The 21,429-nt window shown below is 45.8% G+C and carries 22 protein-coding genes; 13 read left to right on the top strand and 9 right to left on the bottom strand.

Annotated elements, in window-relative coordinates; translation table 11 throughout:
* Window positions 1-4: 4 nt before the first annotated feature.
* The 3 genes from FC61_RS04740 to FC61_RS04730 are packed head-to-tail and all read right to left on the bottom strand — an operon-like array spanning window position 5 to window position 1,767.
* A complete protein-coding gene (locus FC61_RS04740) occupies window positions 5-673 on the bottom strand; it encodes a chloramphenicol acetyltransferase (protein ID WP_021741526.1) in 669 nt (222 codons plus the stop codon).
* 9 nt (window positions 674-682) lie between these two features.
* Window positions 683-1,012: a GIY-YIG nuclease family protein gene (locus FC61_RS04735; RefSeq protein ID WP_021741527.1), complete on the bottom strand. Its 330-nt coding sequence runs from the start codon at window positions 1,010-1,012 to the stop codon at window positions 683-685.
* A complete protein-coding gene (locus FC61_RS04730) occupies window positions 1,009-1,767 on the bottom strand; it encodes a DUF2087 domain-containing protein (RefSeq protein WP_035464408.1) in 759 nt (252 codons plus the stop codon). The genes FC61_RS04735 and FC61_RS04730 overlap by 4 nt, the downstream gene beginning before the upstream one ends.
* A gap of 176 nt (window positions 1,768-1,943) precedes the next feature.
* On the opposite strand from FC61_RS04730, the gene FC61_RS04725 reads away from it, so the two are divergent.
* The 5 genes from FC61_RS04725 (at window position 1,944) to FC61_RS04705 (ending at window position 6,560) form a co-directional block, all read left to right on the top strand.
* Window positions 1,944-2,765 carry an HAD-IIB family hydrolase gene (locus FC61_RS04725; RefSeq protein WP_035464410.1) on the top strand — a complete coding sequence of 274 codons (822 nt, stop codon included), beginning with the start codon at window positions 1,944-1,946 and terminating at the stop codon, window positions 2,763-2,765.
* 83 nt (window positions 2,766-2,848) lie between these two features.
* The gene (locus FC61_RS04720) at window positions 2,849-4,126 is read left to right on the top strand and encodes a PTS transporter subunit EIIC (RefSeq protein ID WP_021741530.1); all 1,278 of its coding nucleotides are present in this window, start codon (window positions 2,849-2,851) and stop codon (window positions 4,124-4,126) included.
* Window positions 4,123-4,938, top strand: a complete 816-nt coding sequence (locus tag FC61_RS04715; protein ID WP_021741531.1) for an alpha/beta hydrolase — start codon at window positions 4,123-4,125, stop codon at window positions 4,936-4,938. Before FC61_RS04720 ends, FC61_RS04715 begins: the two co-directional genes overlap by 4 nt.
* A 72-nt stretch (window positions 4,939-5,010) precedes the next feature.
* Complete coding sequence (locus tag FC61_RS04710) at window positions 5,011-5,826, top strand: Cof-type HAD-IIB family hydrolase (protein WP_021741532.1); 816 nt, start codon at window positions 5,011-5,013, stop codon at window positions 5,824-5,826.
* Window positions 5,827-5,897: 71 nt separating this feature from the next.
* Complete coding sequence (locus FC61_RS04705) at window positions 5,898-6,560, top strand: hypothetical protein (RefSeq protein WP_035464412.1); 663 nt, start codon at window positions 5,898-5,900, stop codon at window positions 6,558-6,560.
* 40 nt (window positions 6,561-6,600) lie between these two features.
* On the opposite strand, the gene FC61_RS04700 is transcribed toward FC61_RS04705, so the two are convergent.
* Both FC61_RS04700 and FC61_RS04695 read right to left on the bottom strand, forming a co-directional pair.
* Window positions 6,601-6,948, bottom strand: a complete 348-nt coding sequence (locus FC61_RS04700) for a hypothetical protein (protein WP_011668433.1) — start codon at window positions 6,946-6,948, stop codon at window positions 6,601-6,603.
* A 140-nt stretch (window positions 6,949-7,088) separates the two neighbouring features.
* Window positions 7,089-8,045 (bottom strand): nucleoside hydrolase, encoded by a 957-nt coding sequence (locus FC61_RS04695; protein WP_021741534.1) that lies wholly within the window; start codon window positions 8,043-8,045, stop codon window positions 7,089-7,091.
* A 168-nt stretch (window positions 8,046-8,213) separates the two neighbouring features.
* On the opposite strand from FC61_RS04695, the gene FC61_RS04690 reads away from it, so the two are divergent.
* Window positions 8,214-9,257: a PrsW family intramembrane metalloprotease gene (locus tag FC61_RS04690; RefSeq protein WP_021741535.1), complete on the top strand. Its 1,044-nt coding sequence runs from the start codon at window positions 8,214-8,216 to the stop codon at window positions 9,255-9,257.
* Here the strand turns inward: FC61_RS04690 and FC61_RS04685 are convergent.
* The gene (locus tag FC61_RS04685) at window positions 9,242-10,000 is read right to left on the bottom strand and encodes an alpha/beta hydrolase (protein WP_035464413.1); all 759 of its coding nucleotides are present in this window, start codon (window positions 9,998-10,000) and stop codon (window positions 9,242-9,244) included. The genes FC61_RS04690 and FC61_RS04685 overlap by 16 nt on opposite strands.
* 44 nt (window positions 10,001-10,044) lie before the next feature.
* Here FC61_RS04685 and FC61_RS04680 point away from each other — a divergent pair, with 44 nt between their 5' ends.
* Entirely contained in the window at window positions 10,045-11,040 is a 996-nt protein-coding gene (locus FC61_RS04680) for an NAD(P)/FAD-dependent oxidoreductase (protein WP_035464415.1), read from the top strand.
* A 79-nt stretch (window positions 11,041-11,119) separates the two neighbouring features.
* Here the strand turns inward: FC61_RS04680 and FC61_RS04675 are convergent, their stop codons facing one another.
* Complete coding sequence (locus FC61_RS04675) at window positions 11,120-13,270, bottom strand: LTA synthase family protein (protein WP_021741538.1); 2,151 nt, start codon at window positions 13,268-13,270, stop codon at window positions 11,120-11,122.
* Between the two features lie 216 nt (window positions 13,271-13,486).
* On the opposite strand from FC61_RS04675, the gene FC61_RS04670 reads away from it, so the two are divergent.
* Together FC61_RS04670 and FC61_RS04665 are read left to right on the top strand one after the other, a co-directional pair.
* Window positions 13,487-14,149 carry a histidine phosphatase family protein gene (locus FC61_RS04670; RefSeq protein WP_011668427.1) on the top strand — a complete coding sequence of 221 codons (663 nt, stop codon included), beginning with the start codon at window positions 13,487-13,489 and terminating at the stop codon, window positions 14,147-14,149.
* Between the two features lie 16 nt (window positions 14,150-14,165).
* On the top strand, window positions 14,166-14,597 hold the full coding sequence (locus tag FC61_RS04665; RefSeq protein WP_024526483.1) for a GNAT family N-acetyltransferase: 432 nt from the start codon (window positions 14,166-14,168) through the stop codon (window positions 14,595-14,597).
* 183 nt (window positions 14,598-14,780) lie between these two features.
* Here the strand turns inward: FC61_RS04665 and FC61_RS04660 are convergent, their stop codons facing one another.
* Window positions 14,781-15,251, bottom strand: a complete 471-nt coding sequence (locus FC61_RS04660) for a C40 family peptidase (RefSeq protein WP_021741540.1) — start codon at window positions 15,249-15,251, stop codon at window positions 14,781-14,783.
* Window positions 15,252-15,459: 208 nt separating this feature from the next.
* Here FC61_RS04660 and FC61_RS04655 point away from each other — a divergent pair, with 208 nt between their 5' ends.
* The 3 genes from FC61_RS04655 (at window position 15,460) to FC61_RS04645 (ending at window position 18,134) form a co-directional block, all read left to right on the top strand.
* Window positions 15,460-15,930, top strand: coding sequence for a MerR family transcriptional regulator (locus FC61_RS04655; protein ID WP_021741541.1), 471 nt, complete (start codon window positions 15,460-15,462; stop codon window positions 15,928-15,930).
* Window positions 15,931-16,158: 228 nt separating this feature from the next.
* Window positions 16,159-16,695, top strand: a complete 537-nt coding sequence (locus FC61_RS04650) for a PadR family transcriptional regulator (RefSeq protein ID WP_011668423.1) — start codon at window positions 16,159-16,161, stop codon at window positions 16,693-16,695.
* Between the two features lie 2 nt (window positions 16,696-16,697).
* Window positions 16,698-18,134 (top strand): MFS transporter, encoded by a 1,437-nt coding sequence (locus FC61_RS04645; protein WP_035464419.1) that lies wholly within the window; start codon window positions 16,698-16,700, stop codon window positions 18,132-18,134.
* Window positions 18,135-18,190: 56 nt separating this feature from the next.
* Here FC61_RS04645 and FC61_RS04640 read toward each other — a convergent pair whose 3' ends face one another.
* On the bottom strand, window positions 18,191-20,953 hold the full coding sequence (locus FC61_RS04640; protein WP_021741543.1) for an MMPL family transporter: 2,763 nt from the start codon (window positions 20,951-20,953) through the stop codon (window positions 18,191-18,193).
* 202 nt (window positions 20,954-21,155) lie between these two features.
* Here FC61_RS04640 and FC61_RS04635 point away from each other — a divergent pair, with 202 nt between their 5' ends.
* A complete protein-coding gene (locus FC61_RS04635) occupies window positions 21,156-21,392 on the top strand; it encodes a hypothetical protein (protein WP_021741544.1) in 237 nt (78 codons plus the stop codon).
* The last annotated feature ends 37 nt before the right edge of the window (window positions 21,393-21,429 follow it).

The following is a 21,429-nucleotide window of genomic DNA, read 5'->3' as shown; positions in this document are numbered from 1 at the left end:
AGCCTTAAGCAGTCAACCACAATTCAGGGTGGTCAAAGACCCGCTGAAGTTCGTTAAAAAACTGACTGACGTGATAGCCGTCTGCTACCGCGTGGTGAATGGTAAAGGATAGGGGCATGAGCCATTGACCGTCCTTAAAGGTAAAACGTCCGGCTTGAATCACGGGGAAGAACGTATTTAATGGCGTAAAGGGCAGTGGGGTATAGCTGGTGAAATGTGTCCACGGAATACTGCCAATCATATAGGTGTTGGCACTTTGTGGCGCTTTGGGCATGGGGGTATGGTGATCGCCATAGGTTGTCTGATCAGCGAGGTAGTTTTGATAAAACTGCTCGAAGCTAGGATCATAAGCGGTCCATAAGCTAGAGATGGATAGATCATCGCCGTGAAAGATTGAATACGATGGATGTAATACATCGTATTCGACCAGTTGACCGTCTACCTGTCCCACCCGAAATTCAGGGTGTTTGGTTATCAATTTAGTTACCAGGTACAAGTAGGCTGGGTTAAATTTGCGGTCGTGTTTTGTGAGCCATGCTTTGGTAGCTGTAATATCGATATCGACATTCAAGGTGAAACCGGTGGGCATCATTTTTGTAAAGTAGTAAAAGTATTCACGTCGAGCCCAAGTTGCTTGATCGATCGGGGTGGCCTGGGTATTTAATTCAGTCATTTTATTCTCCTAATTCTGGTTATAAGCAGGCTGGGATTTTTCCAGCCATTCTTGTTTTAAATCCTTGAGCTTGTGGCGCAGGTTGATGACGTCAGTAGTGTCCTTTTTCCAGAGGACACTGTAACTAAAAGCATCAGCGCCTAAACGGTCCCAATCAGCTTGTAGGGCGGTATCGTGATAAAAATGATTGTTCAAGTTCGCCTGATAATACCCCCAACGATTGTGAATGTTGGGAACGGCATCAATAAATGTTTGACCAGTCTGGTTATTTTTAATTTGAATCACGCCATAGAATGTTGGCGTTAGTTTGTATTGTTGGATGAGATCCTTTTTGTTCATGAGAGCTCCTTATAGTTGGGGTTGCGCCAGTAGTCGCGACCATCGGCCGTACGTTTTAAGAAATTGTAGTCCACGAGATAGCGCCGCAAGCGAGGAACATCGGTGTAAATTGGCTTGAGATATTGGGTTAACGTCGCTTCATCGAAGTGTTGATCGGCAGGTAAGACCGCGACAACTTGTTTTAGAACCACTAAAATTGCTTTTTGTTGCTTAGGCCAACGGGCCAGTCGTAAGGGGGTCGTACTGGTGAAATATTTGGCAGTTAGTTGTTGGTAGTCCCGAGTCGTGATGGCAAAACGATCATCGACTGCCCCGGTCTGTTCAGGTAAAGAAATAAACGTCTCTGCAGCGGGTGTCGTCTGGAAGACACGGTTGTAAATGGCCAGATAAAGTTTGGCCTGTTTAGCCTTTTCGCGAAATGTAAATTTTTGATGGCGGATGGTTGCAGCGGCGACCCCCATTTGTTTGGCAATTTCAGCATCTTTGGTTCCTTGGCTGAATGCCGCAAGTAAATCCTGTTGTTTGGCCGTGAGGGTGTTATATTTACTTTTAGTTTGGATTAATAAATGAGTAGCATCAGGATGGGCCGTTTGTAAGTGGTGTTGAATCATCCGCTCAGCTGGATAAAAAGCGTCGTCTACTGGAAAGACTTGATCGCAAGCAAAGTGCGCATCGCAGTAATTACAGCTAAAGTAGCCGGCTGATTGATGCCAGCCTTGCTCTAATTCGGTAAGTGTTAGATCAATTTGCGTCATGGGATAACCTCCAATAGCAACAGTGTACATTTGTTTACTGAAACAGTCAACATTATTTTTTTAGTGTCTCTATAAAATAAACATTTTTCATTTAAAAATTTGTAAGTCAAATTCGTTGTCTGTCTAAATGACGCCAAGTATGATGAGACCAGTTAAGCAGAGTGGGGGATGAAAAAGTGATACCGCGATTAATTGCGACCGATTTAGATGGGACGCTACTAGATGATGCAGGTAAATACGAGGAGCAACGCTTTGATCAGCAGCTGGCCGCGCTGTGGGAACGGCAGATTCGCGTCGTTATTGCCACCGGTGATCCGTTAGATTATGTGCAACACTTGTTTGCACCGCTTAAGCAGCGCCAGCGATTAACGTATATCGTCGAGGACGGCGCCTTAATTTGTACGGCAAGTGGTCACGTCCTGCAAAGTTCGGCGATACCAGTTATGTTGTGGCAAGCAGCGATTCAGTGGATTCAGCGAACGCCGCAGTTGAGGAATGGCTTCATCATTGCCTGCGGTCGCCAGCGGGCTTATACAACCTTATTAGCAACCACCAACCGTTTTCAAGCATCGCAACAGTTTTACCCGAGCTTACGGACAATTAAGCAATTCAACCAGATCAAGACGCCAATACTAAAGCTTGACGTTACGTGGACTGATTCGCATACAAATGTGGCAGGATTGGTGCAGCACTTTAATGACCAATTTGCGGGCCAATTACAAGCGACGGATGCTGGAATGGGTGGCATGAATATCACCCTGCCGCAGGTCAATAAAGCGACGGCATTGCAGAGCTTGGGGCGTCGCTGGCAGATTACGCCACAACAAATGGCCGCGTTTGGCAATGACGGTAATGACCGAACGATGCTGACCTTTGTCGGGCAAGATTTTGCAGTTGCCAATGCCAATCCAATCGTAAGACGTCAGGTAACATGGCCGTTATCGAGAACAAATAATCAAGCCGCTGTTTTGACACAGATCGCGACCTGGCTGGTTTGAGCAATGGTTTTTCCAACCGAATAGTTTAGACCTGTTCTGGTGGCCGTTGGGCTTACAATGGTGGGAAATAGGGGGCGAGAGTCATGCCAAGTTTAACAGTTTGGGGCCAGCGGCTTGTAAAATTTGAGCTGGCTTGGCAACGACACCAACAAGTTCGGGCAATTCGGCACGCGTTACGATTAACCTTTCCACTCGTTTTCTTGGGGAGTCTCGCCACGTTTATTGACCAAGCGTGGCTACAAACAACGGGCTACTATTATCAAACCCTTCACGTTAACCATTGGTTGTTGCAACTAACGTTATTGAAGCGTTATGTTCGGCTAGTTAGTGCGGGTACCTTAGGGTTTTCGGGAATCATGGTGGCGTTTGCGGTCAGTTATTATTTAGTTGCAGACAAAACGGCGCATCCTACTGACCGGTTATTAGCCGGTGTGACAGCGGTTATTGGGATGAAATTTTTTAATGTCGATCGCGGAACCGTCTTACAGGTACAATCCATCAAGTGGTCGGCTAACAACTTAGGCTTATCGGGGATTTTATTGGGAATCTTAATGGGGGTCTTAGTTGGCAATAGTTTTCGTTGGGTGGTTCAACGGCGGACCACGCAAGAAGAACAGTTAACTCAGTCGTTGTGGCTAACCAGTATTTGGACCCTAGGAACGGCCGCGGTGGGATTGTTGTGGGTTAGTGCGCAGACGGTGAGTTTTAATGCGACCCTTATCGGATTACTGCGTTGGCCTTTTAGGCTGTCACATTTTATTGTTGGGCTGTGGGGGTTCAGTGCCCTTACCGGAGTGTTTGCGTGGTTAGGCATGTTGGGGCTATTAGCGACCACTGGTCAAACCGTTGAGACGGCCCAAAATTTGGCGGCGGTGTTATTACATCATGGTTGGCAGCTGCCTTATCCACTGACAGTCCATACGGTAATCAGTGTTTATGCGAATTTTGGCGGTTCAGGGATGGTGCTAGGGTTATTATTGGCTTTGTTCCTGACGCGGCCGCCGCGAGCACAACGGCGAATTGGCTGGTTAAGTGTGTTGCCGACTTTAGGCAATTTAAATGCACCATTGATGACGGGGCTACCGGTAATTTTAGATCCATTATTAGGCATTCCCTTTTTATTAGCACCATTAGCGACGATTACAGTGAGCTGGATATGCTTACACTTAAACTGGGTTCCGGCAGTTGCTTATCCATTGGCTGCTGGGACACTAGCACCACTGTTAGCCTATTTAGGGACCGGTGGTAATTGGCGAGCGTTCGCGTTAGCACTAGTCGACTTGGCGATTAGTACCGCCATCTATTGGCCTTTCTTGAAATGGTTATGGCTGGCTGAAGCACAGGGAGGCGATGAGAAATGAAGCGACGATTGCAGGGGTCACCCGTTCTTCTAATCGTTGGGTTGTTGGTCCTATTGTGCATACCAGGCTTTTGGTGGCAACCTCACCAAGCAGCGAGTGTCCGTGCGCATTATCAAAGTGCCTTAGCCCCTGTGTTCTTGGTACCGGGATCGAGTGCCACGCAGAATCGATTCAACGCCTTAGTGAAAGAACTGAATCACGAAACGCCTAAGCCTCATAGCCTGATTCGCGTGGAAGTATTAACGAATGGGCATTTACACTATAGTGGTCATTTGCGCCACGGTGATAATCGTCCCTTTATTGTGGTGGGGTTTGAAAATCATCATGACGGGTATGCCAATATTTTAAAGCAAGCGCAATGGTTTACGATCGCCTTTAAGGCACTGCAGAAAACGTATCAATTTAATCACTTTTCGGCGATGGGGCATTCTAATGGTGGGTTGATTTTGACGCTATTTATGGAACAAGACCTAGCGGCGACTAAGGCTAAGGCCGACCGGTTAATGACGATTGCCTCGCCATTCAATTTAGAGGAGTCCGATGCAGAAGTTGATACACCGTTATTTAAACAATTGGTGGCTAAGCGTGACCAGCTCCCCAAGCGCTTATTGGTCTACTCGATTGCGGGTAGTCAAACCTTTGCTGGCGATGGCATTGTGCCGTTTGATAGCGTGAACCGTGGAAAATTTATTTTTCAGGGGCGCGTGAAAAACTTTACGCAGATCACGGTGACGGGCGCTAACGCCAATCATGCAGATCTGCCTGAGAACAAACAAATTGTCGGCCTCATTCGCCAAGACCTCCTGACGTAACTGAAGGTTTATTTCGAGCGGCATAACGTGTAAACTGAGGGTACTAGGGAATAAAACGGAGGACGTTGACGAATGATAAAAATGATTGCGCTCGATTTAGATGAGACGCTACTCAATACGGATAAGACGATCAGCGAAGAAAATGCAACCGCCTTGCGCCAACTGCATGAGGCCGGTATTAAAATTGTTTTGTGCACCGGCCGGCCCATCAATGCGATTTGGCATTACTTGGAGCAGCTGGGATTGACAACAGACGATGACTACACAATCACGTTTAACGGAGCGTTAGTGATTCAGAATTCAACTAAAGAAGCGTTGGCACAAAGTGGACTGAGCCGGAATGATTTTGAACCGTTGCATGCTTTTGCCGCGGCTAACCATTATCCGATGGATGTGCTTGATTTTGATCAGGTTTATCCGATTGCGGATCTAACACCATCGGTTTATGAGCAAATGCTTAAAGCGCCAATGAAGTTTATTCCAACGGCCTTTGCTGATTTGCCAGACCAATTATTTAGTAAAGCCGTGATGGCGACCGATTCTGCCATCTTGGATCAGGTCGTGGCTAAGTTGACACCAGAGCTTACAAAGCTTTACCACGTTGTCCGGTCACAACCCAAAATTTTGGAATTTTTGGCTGCGGATATGGATAAGGCCGTTGGATTGGGCCAGTTATTAACGCATTTTGGCTGGGATTTCAGCGATTTAATGGCGTTTGGCGATGCTGAAAATGATCTGGGCATGATTAAGGCAGCCGGTGATGGTGTGGCGATGCAAAATGGTCAACCAGCAGTGAAGGCGGCAGCTAACCATCAGACACCAGTGGATAATAATCACGCTGGTGTGGCGGCTTATTTACAACACGTGTTTCCAGAATTACTGGGATAGAGCTGGTAATTAGACTTGTAAAATGCTAGTATAAAAAGTGTACAGCATGAATCTTAAGGAGGATTATGGTCATGAAACGTTTAATGGTGAAGATGGGATTATTGGTACTGGCAGCAGGAACTTTGGGAGGAATTGCCGCACCAAGTGTTGCTAGTGCTAAGACAAAAGCCAAACCAACGTTTACCAATACCGATTTAAAGCGTTATTACAAGAGCGCCAAATCGAAGACCGCTTTTTACTTTAAGACCTACAAGTCATCTGGCAAGACTGGAACATTGTTGATCTTCGGCGATTTTAATGGTGCTAACGCGAATGTGAAGTATGGCGTGCCAAGTTCTATTAAATTAAGTAAAAATAAGCGGACGTTAACGACTAAGTACAAGCTGATTGAATTTAAAACAAAAGATAATAAGACAACGACGTCCTTGTCTAAGAAAAACTATACGTTTAAGTTGACCAAGAAGACCAGTACGACGGTTAGTACGAAGGTTTATGGCACGAAGCTTAACCGTCGATTAGCGACATCGGGTAAGAGCTATACGTATACCAAGACTAAGACGAGTCCAGCTTCTGCCTATGCTAAGAAGTATGTGAAGCCAGTAATGTTGAAGAAGTACACGGAGGCTTTTGACAGTGCTTCAACATTAACGGCAGCACAAAAGAAGGCCTATGCAACTGAGTATACCAACACGGCTGTAAAAACGATGATTAGTAATTTCAATTACAAGGCATAATAAAAACACGACCTTTAACGGGTCGTGTTTTTTAGTGGGCCTAAGCGGCAAAAATACGAATTGCTCGGTAAATGTTATATAGATAGAGCACGACAGATAGTAGCACCAAAGCCGCGCCAATGATTAAGCCGCTACCGGCTAAGAAGCGACCGTTAACAGAGGTGAAGAGTGATATGCCACCGATGCTAAAGGCTAAGACGATGAAACAAATGAATGGCAGTAATTGCAAGATCAATGCGTGCCGTGCTGAGCGGGTCACGTCGGGTGCCAATTGGGTGAAAGCCGCCGTGATTAACACCAATAATGGAAAGCCGACTGGCATAAAGATAACGCTCAAATAACTTAAACCATTGATGACCCGATGTTCAGACTGAACTTGTGGTTGCATAGTGGTCCCCCCTTGCGTAAAGTTAATAAGTTAAGTTTACGGGATTTCAGCGTGGGCGTAAAGAAAAACGATTAGACTGATAGAATATTAAAAACCATTGCTCGACTTTAAATAGCAGAGCAATGGTTTTTGATAATGAGTTAGTTTTCTTTGAATAAGTTGGTCAGGTAGTCCATGAAGACTTTCAGGTAACGATCTTTGTCGACCATTACAGCGACCTTGACGTTAGTTGGTTCGTTCAAACGGTTGTCATCACCGATAGTTCGGCCATAAGTTTCCTTATTGGTGTTGACGACCATATTGAGATCAATCGTTGTCACAAAGCTAGGGTCTAGCGCTACCCCAACGGCTAATGGATCGTGCAGTGCACAGCCACCCAAGTTGTCGTTAAATTGCTTGTAGGCTTCGATGTAGTAGTCCACGATGTCAGCAAACTTTTCACCAGATGTCGTACCTAAATCACGCCATTGTTGGGTTTCTTTCTTAGTCAACAAAGTCCGTAGCGTAACATCTAGGCCAACCATCGTTGAGTGGAGTGGGCTAGTGAGGACGGCGTTAGCGGCTTCGGCATCTTGGTTAATGTTTGCTTCGGCGAAACGGGTTACGTTACCTGGCATGGTTAAGGCGCCACCCATGAAGGTCATGTTGCCCATTTCTGTGGCAATTTCTGGGGCCTTCTTCAAAGCAGCAGCTAAGTTAGTCATTGGGCCGGTTGGAACCAACGTTAGGTCTTTACCATATTGGTGAACGGCATCGATTAAGAAGTCAACACCGGATTCACTTTCGATAGCACGCGTTGGTTCAGGCAGGTCAACTTCACCAATCCCATTTTGGCCGTGAATGTTGGCACTGACTTCCATCCGATCAAAATGATCGGAGGTTGAAGAATGACTTTCACCTAGATAGACGGGGATGTCAGTGTGACCTAACAGTTCCAAAATCTTTAGTGCGTTCTTGCCACCTTCTTCGATAACCACGTTACCGTAAGAACCGATAATCCCAATCAAATCTACATCAGGTGCACCCAGTGCGTAAGCGATTGCGAGAGAATCGTCAATCCCAGTATCTAAGTCTAAAATCATTTTGCGTTTTGCCATGATAATCTTGTCTCCCCTTTAATCCAGAATTAGTTAAAAGCCTCTCTCTACTATAATGTAACGGGTTACATTTAGCAAGCTCACCCCGTCACCAAGTTGAAGCATTTGACCGTTCAGGGTAAGATAGGAACCGAATTAATCCGTTGATAGCAGGAAAGGGACGACACCATGACCGATAAGGAAGCCATTAAACCACTAAAAAAACGATTTCACTACCATAACCACTTATTAGACGATGCCACCAAAGAGATGAATGAGTGGACCGGGGAGAATAAGGTGGTTGAAATCCACCTATTCCAGATGTTCTCATCCGTCTTTAAGCACCACGATCATGACGAGGCTGAAGCGCTTTTCATTGTTGGAACTCGAGAAACGACGCCGTCTTTAGAGGCAGTATCGGCTGCACCAGTCAAACCATGGCTATTTTCCCGTGTGTTTGCATTGTTGGGTGCTAGTTTCTTCTTACTAGCGATGCTCTTCTTAGTCTTTCGGAGTAATAATGCGGTTCCGGGGATGATTTTCATTGGCTCATTAACCGTGCCATTTTCGTTACTGGTCATGTTTTTCGAAATGAATGTTTTCCAGAATATTTCGGTTTACCAACTGATGACCGTATTTTTGGTCGGTGGGATCTTATCGCTGGTTGCGACGATGATTTTGTACTCATTAATTCCCTCTGGTAACGGCGTTTCATGGGAATCGGCCCTAATTGTGGGCTTTATTGAAGAAACTGCCAAAATGTTAGTAATTGCTTATTTTATCAATCAATTTCATTTGAATTATATTTTTAATGGATTATTAGTCGGCGCCGCAATTGGAGCTGGATTTGCCGTATTTGAAACGGCCGGCTACACGGGTCAATACGGACTAGTGACACTATTAATGCGCAGCTGGCAAGCAATAGGGACTCACACGATTTGGTCCGCCATTATGGGTGCTGCAATTATTTTAGCCAAAGATCGGCATCAGCCCGTCACGGGGAGCAATATGGTGGCGCCGAAATTCTTACGTTTCTATTTATTGGCGGTCGCACTGCATGCCATTTGGGATTGGAATGCCCCCTTTGCCTTGTTAGATATTCTTTATCTCCAGCAATGGGTATTAATTGCTATTGGTTGGATGGCCATCTTCGTGTTGGTCAATGCGGGGTTACGGGAAGCACGCACTTTACAAGGCCAGCGAATTTTAAAAAGCACTCAGTTAGGTGGGTAAAGGGCCCGGATAATCAGTGCGTCTAACGCGGGGTTCTCATGTAGCAGGGAATGTTGTGTGTTCCAAACGGGACCGGAATAACGCCGAAAATGGTAATGGACACCGCGTTGGGCAACCAAGTGTGCAAGTGGGGTCACGGTCGCTGCGGGAACCTCGCTATCATTGTCCAAAGCACCAATTGTACCGGCCAGATTAAGCCAATCACAGCTAGGGGTAACGCGGCGTAAAGGTGTTCGTTCCGGAAAGTCAGCGCCAATTGTTACAATTCGGCGAACGGTTACCGGGGCTTGTGACCGGTTATTGAGATAATCATAGATAATGGTGCCGCCCGAAGAGTGACCGACAACGTTAATGTGATTAATCCCATAACGGCGGTGGAGTTGGTTTAAGACAACGAGCAACTGGCGCGCTTGTCGTTGGGGATGTGTGTTATCTTTAAAGATGATCGGAACCAATGGATTATTTGCCCGAATAGCGTGCCGTTGTTGCCAAGAGACGCGGCCGGCAAAAGAAACGTGGGCTGTGAGCGCAAAGGTGGCCAGATGAGGCCGGTTAAGACTGGTGACCATACTCCGAAGTGACAGCCATCCGCCACTACTTCCGGGTAAAAAAATTGTTGCGGTGGTGGTTTGGGGAACGCGAACGTGAGTTAAGACCGACCAACGGTGGTTCCACCAAGTACAGAGACCTAAGAGAACTACGATGGTGGTCAAGAGAACCGTTAAGCGACGTCGATGAGCCATGGCAAACACCTCCTTAAGGACAGAATAGAATGGAGTAAATGAGAATGACAGAAACATACGATATAACCATTATTGGTGGCGGCCCAGCGGGCATGTTTGCGGCCTTTTACGCGGGCATGCATAACGCCAAGACCCAACTGTTAGAAAGTCTAAGTGAACTGGGCGGGCAGGTTAATGCCCTCTATCCAGAGAAAACGATTTTAGATGTGGCGGGGCTACCGGCTATCAATGGACGCGACTTGATCAAGGCTCAGCGTGAACAACTGACCCAGTTCCCCCTGACAATTAAGACGGGGCAGGAAGTAACTAATGTGACCGCTAATGAGGCCGGATTTACCGTGACCACAGATGCCGGGACCACGCAGACTACAGCGATTATTGTGGCCATCGGTAATGGCGCATTTGCACCACGTCCCTTAACTGTTCCCGGTGCCGAAGCCGCAACGGGAAAACAATTGGTCTACAGCGTTCCCCGATTGGCCGATTTTCAAGATCAGACGGTGATGGTTGCCGGTGGTGGTGATGCGGCAATTGATCAGGCCTTGATGCTGGAACCGGTCGCCAAGTCGGTGACGTTACTCCATCGTCGTGCCCAATTTCGAGGATTGGCACATATGGTAGATTTATTGCACGCCTCGACGGTAGCAGTTAAAACACCATACTTGATTCGTGAGGTCGCACCAACGGCGACGGGGCAACTCAAGGTGACCTTGAAGGAGGTTGGTTCACAGACAGCCACCGCCGAACAAATTGTCGATAAACTTGTCGTGAGCTATGGCTATACGTCAGATCATCACGCCTTAGCTGGCTGGGATATTGACTTAGCGGAAACCCGCAACCTGATTAATGTGTCACAAACCATGGAGACCAGCGTTCCCGGTATTTATGCAATTGGGGATGGCGTCACCTATCCTGGTAAGCAACCCTTAATTGCGACGGGCTATGGCGAAGCACCAGTGGCCGTTCAGTCAATTATGACACAGTTCTTCCCAGATCGGCGGGGACCCATGCACAGTACGTCGCTGACACCTCAATCATAAAACAAAGTGTTAAAAACTCAAAGAAGCTGTTCGCCAGATCATGAGATCGAGCGAACAGCTTCTTTATTAATGATCATGTCTATTTGCCACTGGTATCGTCTTGATTGGTAATCTTGATCCGGTTGGAATCCGTTTCTTTATGATTCAATTCTGGCGCATCAGTTTGGTAAAGAGACTGTGTTGATTTATCACCATTACGGGAGAACAGACTAGTTGACTTTAGTCCCAACTTCTTCTCCAATTTTTCGGCTTTTTGTAGGCCGTCAGAGTAGTTATAATCTGAGGCATCTACGGTTTTGAAGCCACTAGGATGGTAGAATCGTAGCAGATTCTTTTGGTTCAGTGAATCGGAATCGTTGAGACCTTGGTTAACGTGTTTCTGAATAGCCGCGATCTTCTTTGCCAGTTTTCCAGTCGGGTGAATCTCTTGTTTGGTGCGATTACTGTAAATGGTGTCATCAATGGACGTATAGTCCGGGCTGACCCAATCACGATTTCGAAAGGCAACTACGGGATTATGTTCGCTGGAGAAAAGATCAGTTCCAAATTGAATGTACTTCTTGGAATTAATGCCCATCAGATGGAGCAGTGTTGGTAACACGTCGATCTCGCCACCATAGGTATGCTCAACTTTACCCTTCGTATAGCCAGGCATATTGAACATCAGTGGCACGCGTTGAAGTTGGGCGTTATCATAATCATTCCAATCATCGGGATTGACACCCAGCAACTTCGCTAAACTCTTATTTGATGAGTTAGAGATCCCATAATGGTCCCCATAAATCATGACTAAAGAATTCTTGGCGAGGCCGGATTTATCAAGATAGTGGTAGAATTCCTTGATGGATTGATCCAAGTAATGAGCGGTCTTAAAGTAATTATCAACCGTCTTATCACCAGTATTCGGTGTTTTAAAGCTGGAATCTTCCTTATCTAAAGTAAACGGGAAATGGTTGGTGACCGTTAAATACTTCACGTAGAATGGCTGCTGGAGATGTTGCAGGTATTTGACGGAATCACTAAATAGTAGCTTGTCTTTTAGCCCGTAACCCAGAGCTTTGTCGCCTGATGTATCGAAGTAACTGGCATCGAAGAAGTACTGATAACCCAGGTTTTTGTAAGTGTTACTCCGATTCCAGAAACTCGCGACATTTCCGTGGAAGACAGCGGTCGTGTAACCAGATTGATCGAAGATTGCGGGGGCCGCTTGGAAGGTATTGTCATTTCCCAGTTGGGTAAATAATGAACCTTGTGAGAGACCATAGGTGCCCGTTTCAAGCATGGTTTCAGCATCCGAGGTCTTCCCCTGACCAACTTCATGGAAGAAGTTATCGAAGCTGTAGGTGGCCTTACTCTTATAAAGTTTATTTAGGAAAGGTGTGACTTCTTGACCGTTGACCTTTTTGTTAATCAGGAACTGTTGGAAACTTTCCAGGTGAATGACAATGACATTTTTCTTTTTAGCAACGCCGAAAAGTTGTTTGTTCGGGGCGGCATAGTTCTTGTGGACATATTTGAGAATACCGCTTAACTCTGATTTTTTGGCGTGAGAGCGCAATTCACTGGTGTGCTGGGACTTAATCCCATCGTAAACGGTAAAGGCGTCTAGGCCTAAGTATTTGACGACATAGGTCCGGTCAAAGGTCCGAGTCAGCAACTGGGGCCGATCCATCTCGCCCATAGTCAAGTTAACGGTGAACAGTAGTAAGGCTGATGAGGTGACCGCAAAGCCAACCCGTTTATTAACTGGACGAGGATCAATGTAGATACGACGAGTCGCCATCAGAATTAACACGATCACTAAGTCCAACCAGTATAAGATATCGTGTGGCGACGTTAAGGCGAGTGAACTACCAGAGAGGCCCTGATCAACCTTGGAATAGCCGAGCACCGTGCTGACGGTCATAAAGTCAGTAAACTCCCGGAAATAAATGACATTTATGTAGAGGAGTAGGGTATTAAGAATATCAATGAGAAACAGGAACGGGTAAAAGAACCGGGCCCGTTTGAAATATAACGCCAATCCAAATAACAATAACGTCGTCGCAATCGGATTGATGAGAATAATCAAGAATTGAAACGGGTCACTGAGATTTAGATTGAAGTCGACGAAATAGGCGACCAGCGTTTTGGCCCAGAATAAAAAGACCATAAGCATGACAAAGCCCATTCGGGTCCCGGTCCGCGCCCATAATTTTTTGAAACGTTCCACGTGTTTTCGCTCCTTCATATACGGTTAAGTAGTCTCATTTTACCATAGTGTTTTACTAGAAACCGACTAGTCCATCATAATAACATGCTATCTATCCTAACAAACTCAGGGCGCGTCAGCGTTAGAGACTGACAAGTTTAGGAAAACTTTAAGGCCCGATAGCGAATTGTAACCGCTATCCACTGAAACTTTGGTACACTAGAGGTAATTTAGATGAGAAAGGTGTGACAAGCAATGGCAAAGCAACTGAACTTATATGTGGTGCGTCATGGTCAAACGTATTTTAACATTTATAATAAATTACAAGGATGGAGTAACTCACCACTGACAGAAGCCGGAATTGCAGATGCCCAAGCGGCGGGGGAACGACTAAAAGCGATTCCGTTTGCTGCGGCTTATTGTAGTGATACCACCCGTGCCGAACAAACGGCTAAAACAATTCTGGCGGCCCAGACCCAACCGGCACCACAGTTGGTTACGGCCCCGTTCTTTCGAGAAGAATTTTATGGGTACTATGAGGGAACGGATATGGCTCAGGCTTGGTACGTTGCTGGCGCGCCACATGGGGTGCCAACGTTTAAGGCCATTGAGGCCCGGTATTCGATTGGTAAGGCGAAGGATTTCTTAAAGGAAGCCGATCCCTTTCACCAAGCTGAAAATAATGCTGAGTATTGGCAACGGGTGGACCAAGGGTTTGATCTGATTCGTCAAAATCCGGCGTTGCAAGATGGGGATAATGTCTTAATGGTTAGTCATGGCAATACCTTACTTAGCTTAATGGAACGCTATGGCCAAGGGAAATATGATCTGAGTGAACGACCAGCCAATGGTAGCTTGACCCAATTGTTGCTGACACCGGATGATATTCAGGTTGTTCGCTACAATCAAAAAGATTAGAGACGAGGAAATGTTGATGGATATTAAATGGACTTGGGGTAAGAAAGATGCTTGCTATGAGGACGCTTTGGCAATTCGTAAGGAAGTCTTTATTGGCGAGCAAGGGATTGATCCGCGCCTAGAGCTTGATGGGACGGATGAAGATAAGATGCATTACGTTGGCTACGTAGATGGCCAGCCAGTAACGACCGCCCGGATTGATATGCTGGCAGGCAACCGGGTCAAAATTCAACGGGTGGCAACCGTCGCGAGTGCTCGTCAGCATGGCTATGCCGGTGAGCTGATTAAAAGTATCATTGCGGATGGTCAGCGTTCTGAAGTGGCCCATATCGAGTTGGATGCGCAGTTGACGGCGCTCCCGTTTTATCAAGAACTGGGTTTTGTCCCGGTGGGTGAACCCTTTGAAGAAGCTGGTATTCAGCATAGAACCGTTGAATATCGCGGGTAAGTATGATCAAAGAGTCAATTCTAAAAAAGGTGACCTCAGAATTGTTATAATTCCGGGATCACCTTTTTTAGAATATTTGGAGACAAAAGAAAATCCGTTACGATAAGCCACTATGCTTATCCGCAACGGATTAATTTTAACGTTCAGATGAATTCATGAGGTGTTAACTGAACGATGTCATAATTAGTTAGCGTCAGCAACCCGTGCATAACCAACAGCATGCCACCAAGGTGCGTGAACGGCTTCGCGAACAACACCGCGGTTTTGGGCATCAATCATTTTACCGTTACCAATGTACATACCAACGTGAGAGATGGACGCCTTGCTACCACCAAAGAAGACTAAGTCACCCTTCTTGATGTTCTTGTAGCTAACATGATCTAAAGCATTGTATTGTGCTTGGGCAGTACGAGGAAGGCTAACGCTAGCACCTTTCTTGTAGATGTAGCCGGTAAAACCAGAACAATCAAAAGCGTAAGGACCAGTTGCACCATACACATAGCTAGCACCTAAATGAGATTTAGCAACCTTGTATACAGAGCTAAATGATGTTGTGCTGGCAGCTGAAGCAGTGGTTGTGTTGCTAGCGTTAAATGCGATAAACCCAACAAAAACTAAAATCATCGATGCGATTACTTTACTAACTTTCTTCATCCTAATAAACACCCCTCATGAATTTTACAAGTACTAGCGTACCAATGTAATATGACAAAAGTGTAACAAGCCAGTTTCAATGGCGTTAAATGTCTTAAACAAAACGTTACTTTTGCCCAATGACTTGCATTTGGGGTAGAATAATTGCTATTATCTAACATAGTTGGTAACTTAGTTAACAAAGAAACGATTGGAGGGGGAGACGACCATGGCTGAATTTACAAATGAAATGCGAAAATTCTTTGATATTCAACGCCTAGTTTTTCGTATCGGGGAACTGTCAGCAATGACGGATGTATCCGCACGACAGTTACGTTACTGGGAGAAGAAGGGGCTGATTGCGTCTCAAGCGCGCGAAGATGGCCAGCAAGCTCGCGTATACACGTTCAAAACGTTTGTGCAGGTGTCGATGATTAAGTATTTCCTAGATGAAGGGTATACGCTGGAAGCAGCCAGCCACCAAGCACGGAGTCGCCAAGATCGGATGAAGTACATTCATCGATTTATTTCATCAGGCTTACAAGGGTTTGCAACGGTTGACGGGCAAATGGCCATTAACCTGGGAGCGTTTGACGCAGATCAGACGTTGATGGCTATCTTGCCAGAGTCGGGACCCACGCAATATCGCCTCTTTCCCAATGATGAGGCGCAGCGATTAACGCAGGCAGCACCTAACTGAATGCTATGAGTAAGCGAGATAAGCAAACGGCTTGTCTCGCTTTTCTATTGGTCAGAGCTTTGAATAACGAGCCATTTAAATACAAAGCATCTTTAGGCAAAATGAACGGTGAAATCTTCGGGTTTCAGCGTTTTTTTTGTTAGGACGTTTCGTGCAACTGTGATAAATTTTGCTTGCATATATCTGTTAGATACATTAGACTGGTTAATGTCGTAAGGAGGGGTCAGGATGTATGAACTTTTTGTACTAGGCCAGCTAATGGATCAGCCAATGACAGGCTATCAGCTACGCAAGGCCTTAAAATTTATCGTTGGGGAAGAGCAGACGGTTAGCTACGGTGTTTTGTATCCGCTACTAGATAAGTTAAAACAGCAGCAGCTAATTAAGCAAAATGCAACAGCTAATGCAACTCGATCCCAGAAACAAGCAGAAATCACAGCGGCCGGGCGACAACAGTTCCACGATTTGGTCTTAGAGCCCGTGACCATTAATAAGCAGACACAGCTCACTTTTCAAATCAAATGCCGTTTTTTACATTTATTAACGGGTGATGAGCAGCAACGCGTATTGAAAGATTTTCAACAGTTTAGCCAATTTCAATTGGCAAATTTAGAAGAAACACAGCGCTACTTAACGGATAGTCCCCGAATGGTGGCGGAAGACGTGATTGATGCTGACCGGCTTAATACGTTGCAGTTGATGCGAGCTCAAGTTCAGGATGATTGGATTGCTGAGCAACTGGCACAGCTAACTGAGGAGGAATGAACATGGCACCTAAAACCTTTGCAGACGATCCGCGGATTCAAAAACGACGGTGGTGGATTCTGGTGGCAGTCTGTCTCTTTACGTTCATGTCAACGTTAGATGCCAGTATTGTTAATATTGCGTTACCCGTTATGAGTACGGATTTGAGAATACCTATGAATCAAGCCGAATGGATCGTTTCCATTTATTTAATTGTTATCTGTTCCCTGTTACTTTTGTTCGGTAAATTAGGGGATACCCGGGGCAAAATTCGAATCTTCAAAATAGGCTCAGTCTTGTTTATATTGGGATCATTGTTATGTGGTTTTAGTGTAGGCTTGCCGTTACTTCTGGTCGCCCGCTCAGTTCAGGCTGTTGGTGCGGCGATGACGATGGCGACTAGTAACGGTATCATTACGGAGGTCTTTCCATTCAATGAACGAGGGCGAGCATTGGGTACGATCGGATCTTTCGTGGCCTTGGGGAGCATTGCTGGTCCCGGAATCGGTGGATTAATTTTAGCCCATCTAAGCTGGGGATATATCTTCTGGATTAATGTGCCCGTCGGTATTGTGGCATTCATGGTTGGTCAACGGATCTTACCGCGGGATATTACGCTGACACATGCTTCCGTTGATATTGCTGGTGCCAGTCTGTTTGCAGTGATGATGGTGAGCCTCTTTGCCGCGGTTTTCATGGGTCAAGAGATTGGATTCAACCGACCGATTATTTGGGGATTATTTGTGGTTGGTATTGTCACAATGGTTAGCTTTATTCGCTTAGAGTTGCGGGTGAGCGACCCCATATTGGCCTTACATTTGTTCAAGAATACCCGGTTTAGTGTCAGTGTCCTTTGTGCCTTTCTGATTTTTGTGGTTAACTTCTTTTTTAATGTTATCGCACCATTTTACTTAGAAAATGCGCGGGGGATGGCAGCTAACTATGCGGGCTATGCATTAATGACATTTCCCATTGTCCAAGTTGTGGTCGCACCAATCGCTGGGAGTATTTCCGATAAGATTGGTCCGGAGTTGCTTACCTTTATGGGATTAATCTTGATTGCGATCAGTCAGGTGGGCTATATGTTGACGACATTAGCGACTCCTTTGTGGCTTTTCATGTTCTTTATTGGACTCGTGGGGTTGGGCAATGGTATCTTCATGGCCCCCAACAATTCGATTGTCATGAGTTCGGTTCCTGTTAAGGATTTAGGTGTGGCTGGTGGGGTGAATGCATTAGCGCGCGAGCTCGGAATGGTGATCGGTATTTCGGTGGCAACCACCGTTTTGTTTGCTGCGATGAGCCGGGCTGCTAAGCGCCAAGTGACAGCTTATTTACCAGCTCATCCGGCCATTTTTATTACCGGGATGCACGTGGCCTTTTTAGTCTCGCTAAGTATCTGTTTAGTAGCCACGATAATCACTGGGTGGCGGCTCTTAAAACACGCAACTCAAGCTTAATGGACACAAAAAAGATCCCGATTCGAGATATTGTCGAATCGGGATCTTTTTACCTATTATTTTTCATCATGTGTCGTGTCATCAGTTGATTTCAATGAACGATCAGCACGACGTTGACGGCGGAAGCGATAAGGCTTTTGCGCCGGAATAACAACGGACAGCTTGCCGAAAGCCGCGGCCATGATTGGTAACGTCAAATTAAAGATGATTGCCGTGAAGATGGTAATCAACGTGACGGCGGTTAACGTTTGGGATTCAGCAGCTAACAGGCCCAATACGCCAGCAATGATAATGAAGAGAGAGTGGCGCATCGTTTGACCAACATCCTTCAAGCCAGGCAATAACCAGTCCATTAACGGTGCTTCATTCAGACGGAAACTCAGGGCTAATTGCGTGAGTTCAACGACACCGAGAACGGTAACCGGAACAAAGGCCAACAGGGGCACCTGCCAGTTGAAGTCGCCGTTTCCAGTTAACCATTTCATGATGAGGTGAGTTAATTGGTAACTAGCGGCAACCGAAGCTAGGAAGGTCAAGAACCAGTAGCCAGCCTGGAGAAGCGAACGGCTGAAGAGGATGACCAGTAGCAGCGTGATGCCAAAGACTAGCAATAAGACGCGTGGTAAGTCATGTTGATACTGGTTTTGAATAGTGGCAGTGACAACGGGTTGACCGGCAAAGGTTAGCGTTGCATTCTTTAGGACGGTTCCCCGCAGTTGAGCCTTGGCCACTTGGCGTAGTTGCGTCAAGGTCTTAGCCGTTGTTTGTGCATTAGGGGCTTGCTTGAGCGTAATGGTCAGGTAAGTGGACTTAACCTTCTCATCCGTGAAGTTAGTCAGGGATTGTTGGAAATCGCCGCTAGCAATTTGGGTCGGTGAGAGGTAGAGTGACTTCGCTGCTTCAGAACTTTGTAAGCCATCTAAATACAAGTAGATCTTATTCGTGGTTTTTTGCATGTTGATGACTTGCTTACGTGAGTTGTTGAGGCTATCGTTGACTGCCTTCAAGCCAGTCGCGTAGTTACTCAAGTTGGAATGTGCCGCGGTAGCACTCGTATTCGCTGTATCAATACCATTAGATAGGCTGGTTAACGTACTGAGTGCGGTGGACAATTCGGTGTTCACTTGATTTAACTGTTTAATGTAACTCTTGGCTGCCTTGGATGAACTGGAACCAGAAGCTGATGATTTACTAGAAGCACTTTGAATCGAGCTTTGTAATGTGCTGCTATCGCTTACCAGACTACTAGTCTTGCTCGTCAATTTCTGGAGTCGTTTAATTTCGGCCTTAAGCGCTTTTTGACGAAGATTAACACTATCAGACTTCAAGTCATTACGGACAGTCTGTAACTGACCAGACACACCGGTCAGTTCATTATCAATCGAACTGAGTTGGCTGGAGACATAGTATTGCGTGATGGGTTGACCACCAGGCTGGGTGACAGAAGTTACCGAAGCAACTCCCGGTTGTGCCCGCAGTTTCTTGGTTAAATTATCCAACTGGAACAGTTGGTTTTGATTATCTAAACGTTGACTAGTCTGAAGATAAAGTGTCACAGGTGTCGCTTTACCTTGACCAAAATGAGCACTGAGAACCCGAGCACTCTGCACGGCTTGGTTATTTGAAATATCGGTCGCATTATCATAGCTGAGTTGGCTACGATAACTATAGGCAAATGGGCCAATCAAGTAAGCAACTACCAAGATAGCGACCCATGGTTGCCACATCCCGAAGCGGGCCAGTGTATGCCACATCTTGTGATCACGCAACTGTGGCCGTGTTTTCTTGGGCCAGAAGAGGCTATTACCCAGCATACCGGCAAAGACGGGAACTAAAGTGACACTGGCAATCCCAGTGATGGCAAAGCCAATTCCCAATAGCCCGTAAGCCCGAATCGTGGAGAAATCAAAGAGCATGAGACTACCAAAGGCGAGAGTCAGGCTCAACGTACTAATGAGCACCCGATAGCCTAGATTTTGGATAACCTGACTCGTTGCCGCCTGACTTTCCATTCCATCATCGATGTGATTACGTAAGTCACGATAGAACCAGAAACTGGTCAGCAAGGTAAAGAGGCTAATCCCTAACAATAGGAAAATGGGGGTGTACTCAGAGTACGCAAAATTCCAGTGATAGGCTAAGTTAGTTGCCAAACTCAATGTAGAGATATAACTAATTAAGATGGCTAAGAAGGTAATAATTGGCGCGATGATTGAGGCAAATAAAATGCCCATGGCAACTAAAGCAACGAGTAGCGTCATTAGAATGACGATTAAAGTAAATGACGAAATGTGCTCGTTAGCTGCATCACTCACAATTTCTGGACTGGTAACGTAAGTGTTTAGTCCAATTGTCGCAATCTGATCTTTCAATTGAGACGTAATTTGCCGCACTGTACCTTGGTTATGGCTAACAGCTAACTGGACAATCTCGGTTGATTTGTCCTTAGAAAATAATTGCGGTTTGCTGGTGGGCGTGTTAGTCATCGTGGTGATCTTTTGAATCCCATAATAGCTGGAGCGTTTCTGCAATTGGGCCACTGACTTATTAATGGCCGCCAACTGTTTGTTGGTTAAGGCACCGTCAGGGTTGTTATAGACCGCGTTGACCGTGTACGTTCCGTTTAAATTGCGACCCCAAGTGTTGCGAATTTGGGATGCTTTAACGGGTTGACTCGTATTCGCCAATTGTGGTTGACCATCGTATTGAATGATAGTGTTGACGTTTGGTAAGGTTACAATCGCCGCAAAAATCACGATCAACCAGAATACGAGTGCAAAAATTCGATTATGGTGAAGCTTACTAATCCGTTCTCGCATAAGTAATCTGAGTCCTCTCTATGTATCAAATCTCCCGCCGTGCAAGCAGGGTACAATCCACTCTCAATTCTACCATATTGAGGCGACTTGGGGCCGTTTTGTGCCCGATTTAAGAAAGTTTAAGAAACTCTTTAGTTGCCATAAACGCTGAAACTGCTACAGTAGAACTTATTTGTATTCCACAAAAAGGGAGAGAACCAAAATGGCAAAGCATCATCAGCGTTATCATAGTCCCTACGCAGCAATGTTAACTGAACAACGTTATGACTTTGCGAATCAGTTGGCCGACCAAACGGGTCTAGATCCAAGTCAAATTATGTTTGGTTACTTACAGATAACCGCGGCTGTTCCGACGACATTACCGGTGTTACCACGACAAAAAGAAATTGACCGTCGCTTTCAGGCTTTTTTAACGGATGCCCAAGCCGCTAATCACTAAATGTTGAAACGCTTACATTTATATGGTTTAATGGAGC

The sequence above is a fragment of the Levilactobacillus brevis ATCC 14869 = DSM 20054 genome (genome assembly GCF_001433855.1).
Taxonomy (GTDB): Bacteria; Bacillota; Bacilli; order Lactobacillales; family Lactobacillaceae; genus Levilactobacillus; species Levilactobacillus brevis.
Note: the sequence above shows the minus strand (reverse complement) of the source record. Positions and strands in the feature narration are given on the sequence as shown.

What these genes read in the sequence shown, in the direction of transcription:
- FC61_RS04740 (WP_021741526.1), bottom strand. Translation starts at nt 673, where the DNA reads ATGACTGAATTAAATACCCAGGCCACCCCGATCGATCAAGCAACTTGG.
- FC61_RS04735 (WP_021741527.1), bottom strand. Translation starts at nt 1,012, where the DNA reads ATGAACAAAAAGGATCTCATCCAACAATACAAACTAACGCCAACATTC.
- FC61_RS04730 (WP_035464408.1), bottom strand. Translation starts at nt 1,767, where the DNA reads ATGACGCAAATTGATCTAACACTTACCGAATTAGAGCAAGGCTGGCAT.
- FC61_RS04720 (WP_021741530.1), top strand. Translation starts at nt 2,849, where the DNA reads ATGCCAAGTTTAACAGTTTGGGGCCAGCGGCTTGTAAAATTTGAGCTG.
- FC61_RS04715 (WP_021741531.1), top strand. Translation starts at nt 4,123, where the DNA reads ATGAAGCGACGATTGCAGGGGTCACCCGTTCTTCTAATCGTTGGGTTG.
- FC61_RS04710 (WP_021741532.1), top strand. Translation starts at nt 5,011, where the DNA reads ATGATAAAAATGATTGCGCTCGATTTAGATGAGACGCTACTCAATACG.
- FC61_RS04705 (WP_035464412.1), top strand. Translation starts at nt 5,898, where the DNA reads ATGAAACGTTTAATGGTGAAGATGGGATTATTGGTACTGGCAGCAGGA.
- FC61_RS04700 (WP_011668433.1), bottom strand. Translation starts at nt 6,948, where the DNA reads ATGCAACCACAAGTTCAGTCTGAACATCGGGTCATCAATGGTTTAAGT.
- FC61_RS04695 (WP_021741534.1), bottom strand. Translation starts at nt 8,045, where the DNA reads ATGGCAAAACGCAAAATGATTTTAGACTTAGATACTGGGATTGACGAT.
- FC61_RS04690 (WP_021741535.1), top strand. Translation starts at nt 8,214, where the DNA reads ATGACCGATAAGGAAGCCATTAAACCACTAAAAAAACGATTTCACTAC.
- FC61_RS04685 (WP_035464413.1), bottom strand. Translation starts at nt 10,000, where the DNA reads ATGGCTCATCGACGTCGCTTAACGGTTCTCTTGACCACCATCGTAGTT.
- FC61_RS04680 (WP_035464415.1), top strand. Translation starts at nt 10,045, where the DNA reads ATGACAGAAACATACGATATAACCATTATTGGTGGCGGCCCAGCGGGC.
- FC61_RS04675 (WP_021741538.1), bottom strand. Translation starts at nt 13,270, where the DNA reads ATGAAGGAGCGAAAACACGTGGAACGTTTCAAAAAATTATGGGCGCGG.
- FC61_RS04670 (WP_011668427.1), top strand. Translation starts at nt 13,487, where the DNA reads ATGGCAAAGCAACTGAACTTATATGTGGTGCGTCATGGTCAAACGTAT.
- FC61_RS04665 (WP_024526483.1), top strand. Translation starts at nt 14,166, where the DNA reads ATGGATATTAAATGGACTTGGGGTAAGAAAGATGCTTGCTATGAGGAC.
- FC61_RS04660 (WP_021741540.1), bottom strand. Translation starts at nt 15,251, where the DNA reads ATGAAGAAAGTTAGTAAAGTAATCGCATCGATGATTTTAGTTTTTGTT.
- FC61_RS04655 (WP_021741541.1), top strand. Translation starts at nt 15,460, where the DNA reads ATGGCTGAATTTACAAATGAAATGCGAAAATTCTTTGATATTCAACGC.
- FC61_RS04650 (WP_011668423.1), top strand. Translation starts at nt 16,159, where the DNA reads ATGTATGAACTTTTTGTACTAGGCCAGCTAATGGATCAGCCAATGACA.
- FC61_RS04645 (WP_035464419.1), top strand. Translation starts at nt 16,698, where the DNA reads ATGGCACCTAAAACCTTTGCAGACGATCCGCGGATTCAAAAACGACGG.
- FC61_RS04640 (WP_021741543.1), bottom strand. Translation starts at nt 20,953, where the DNA reads ATGCGAGAACGGATTAGTAAGCTTCACCATAATCGAATTTTTGCACTC.
- FC61_RS04635 (WP_021741544.1), top strand. Translation starts at nt 21,156, where the DNA reads ATGGCAAAGCATCATCAGCGTTATCATAGTCCCTACGCAGCAATGTTA.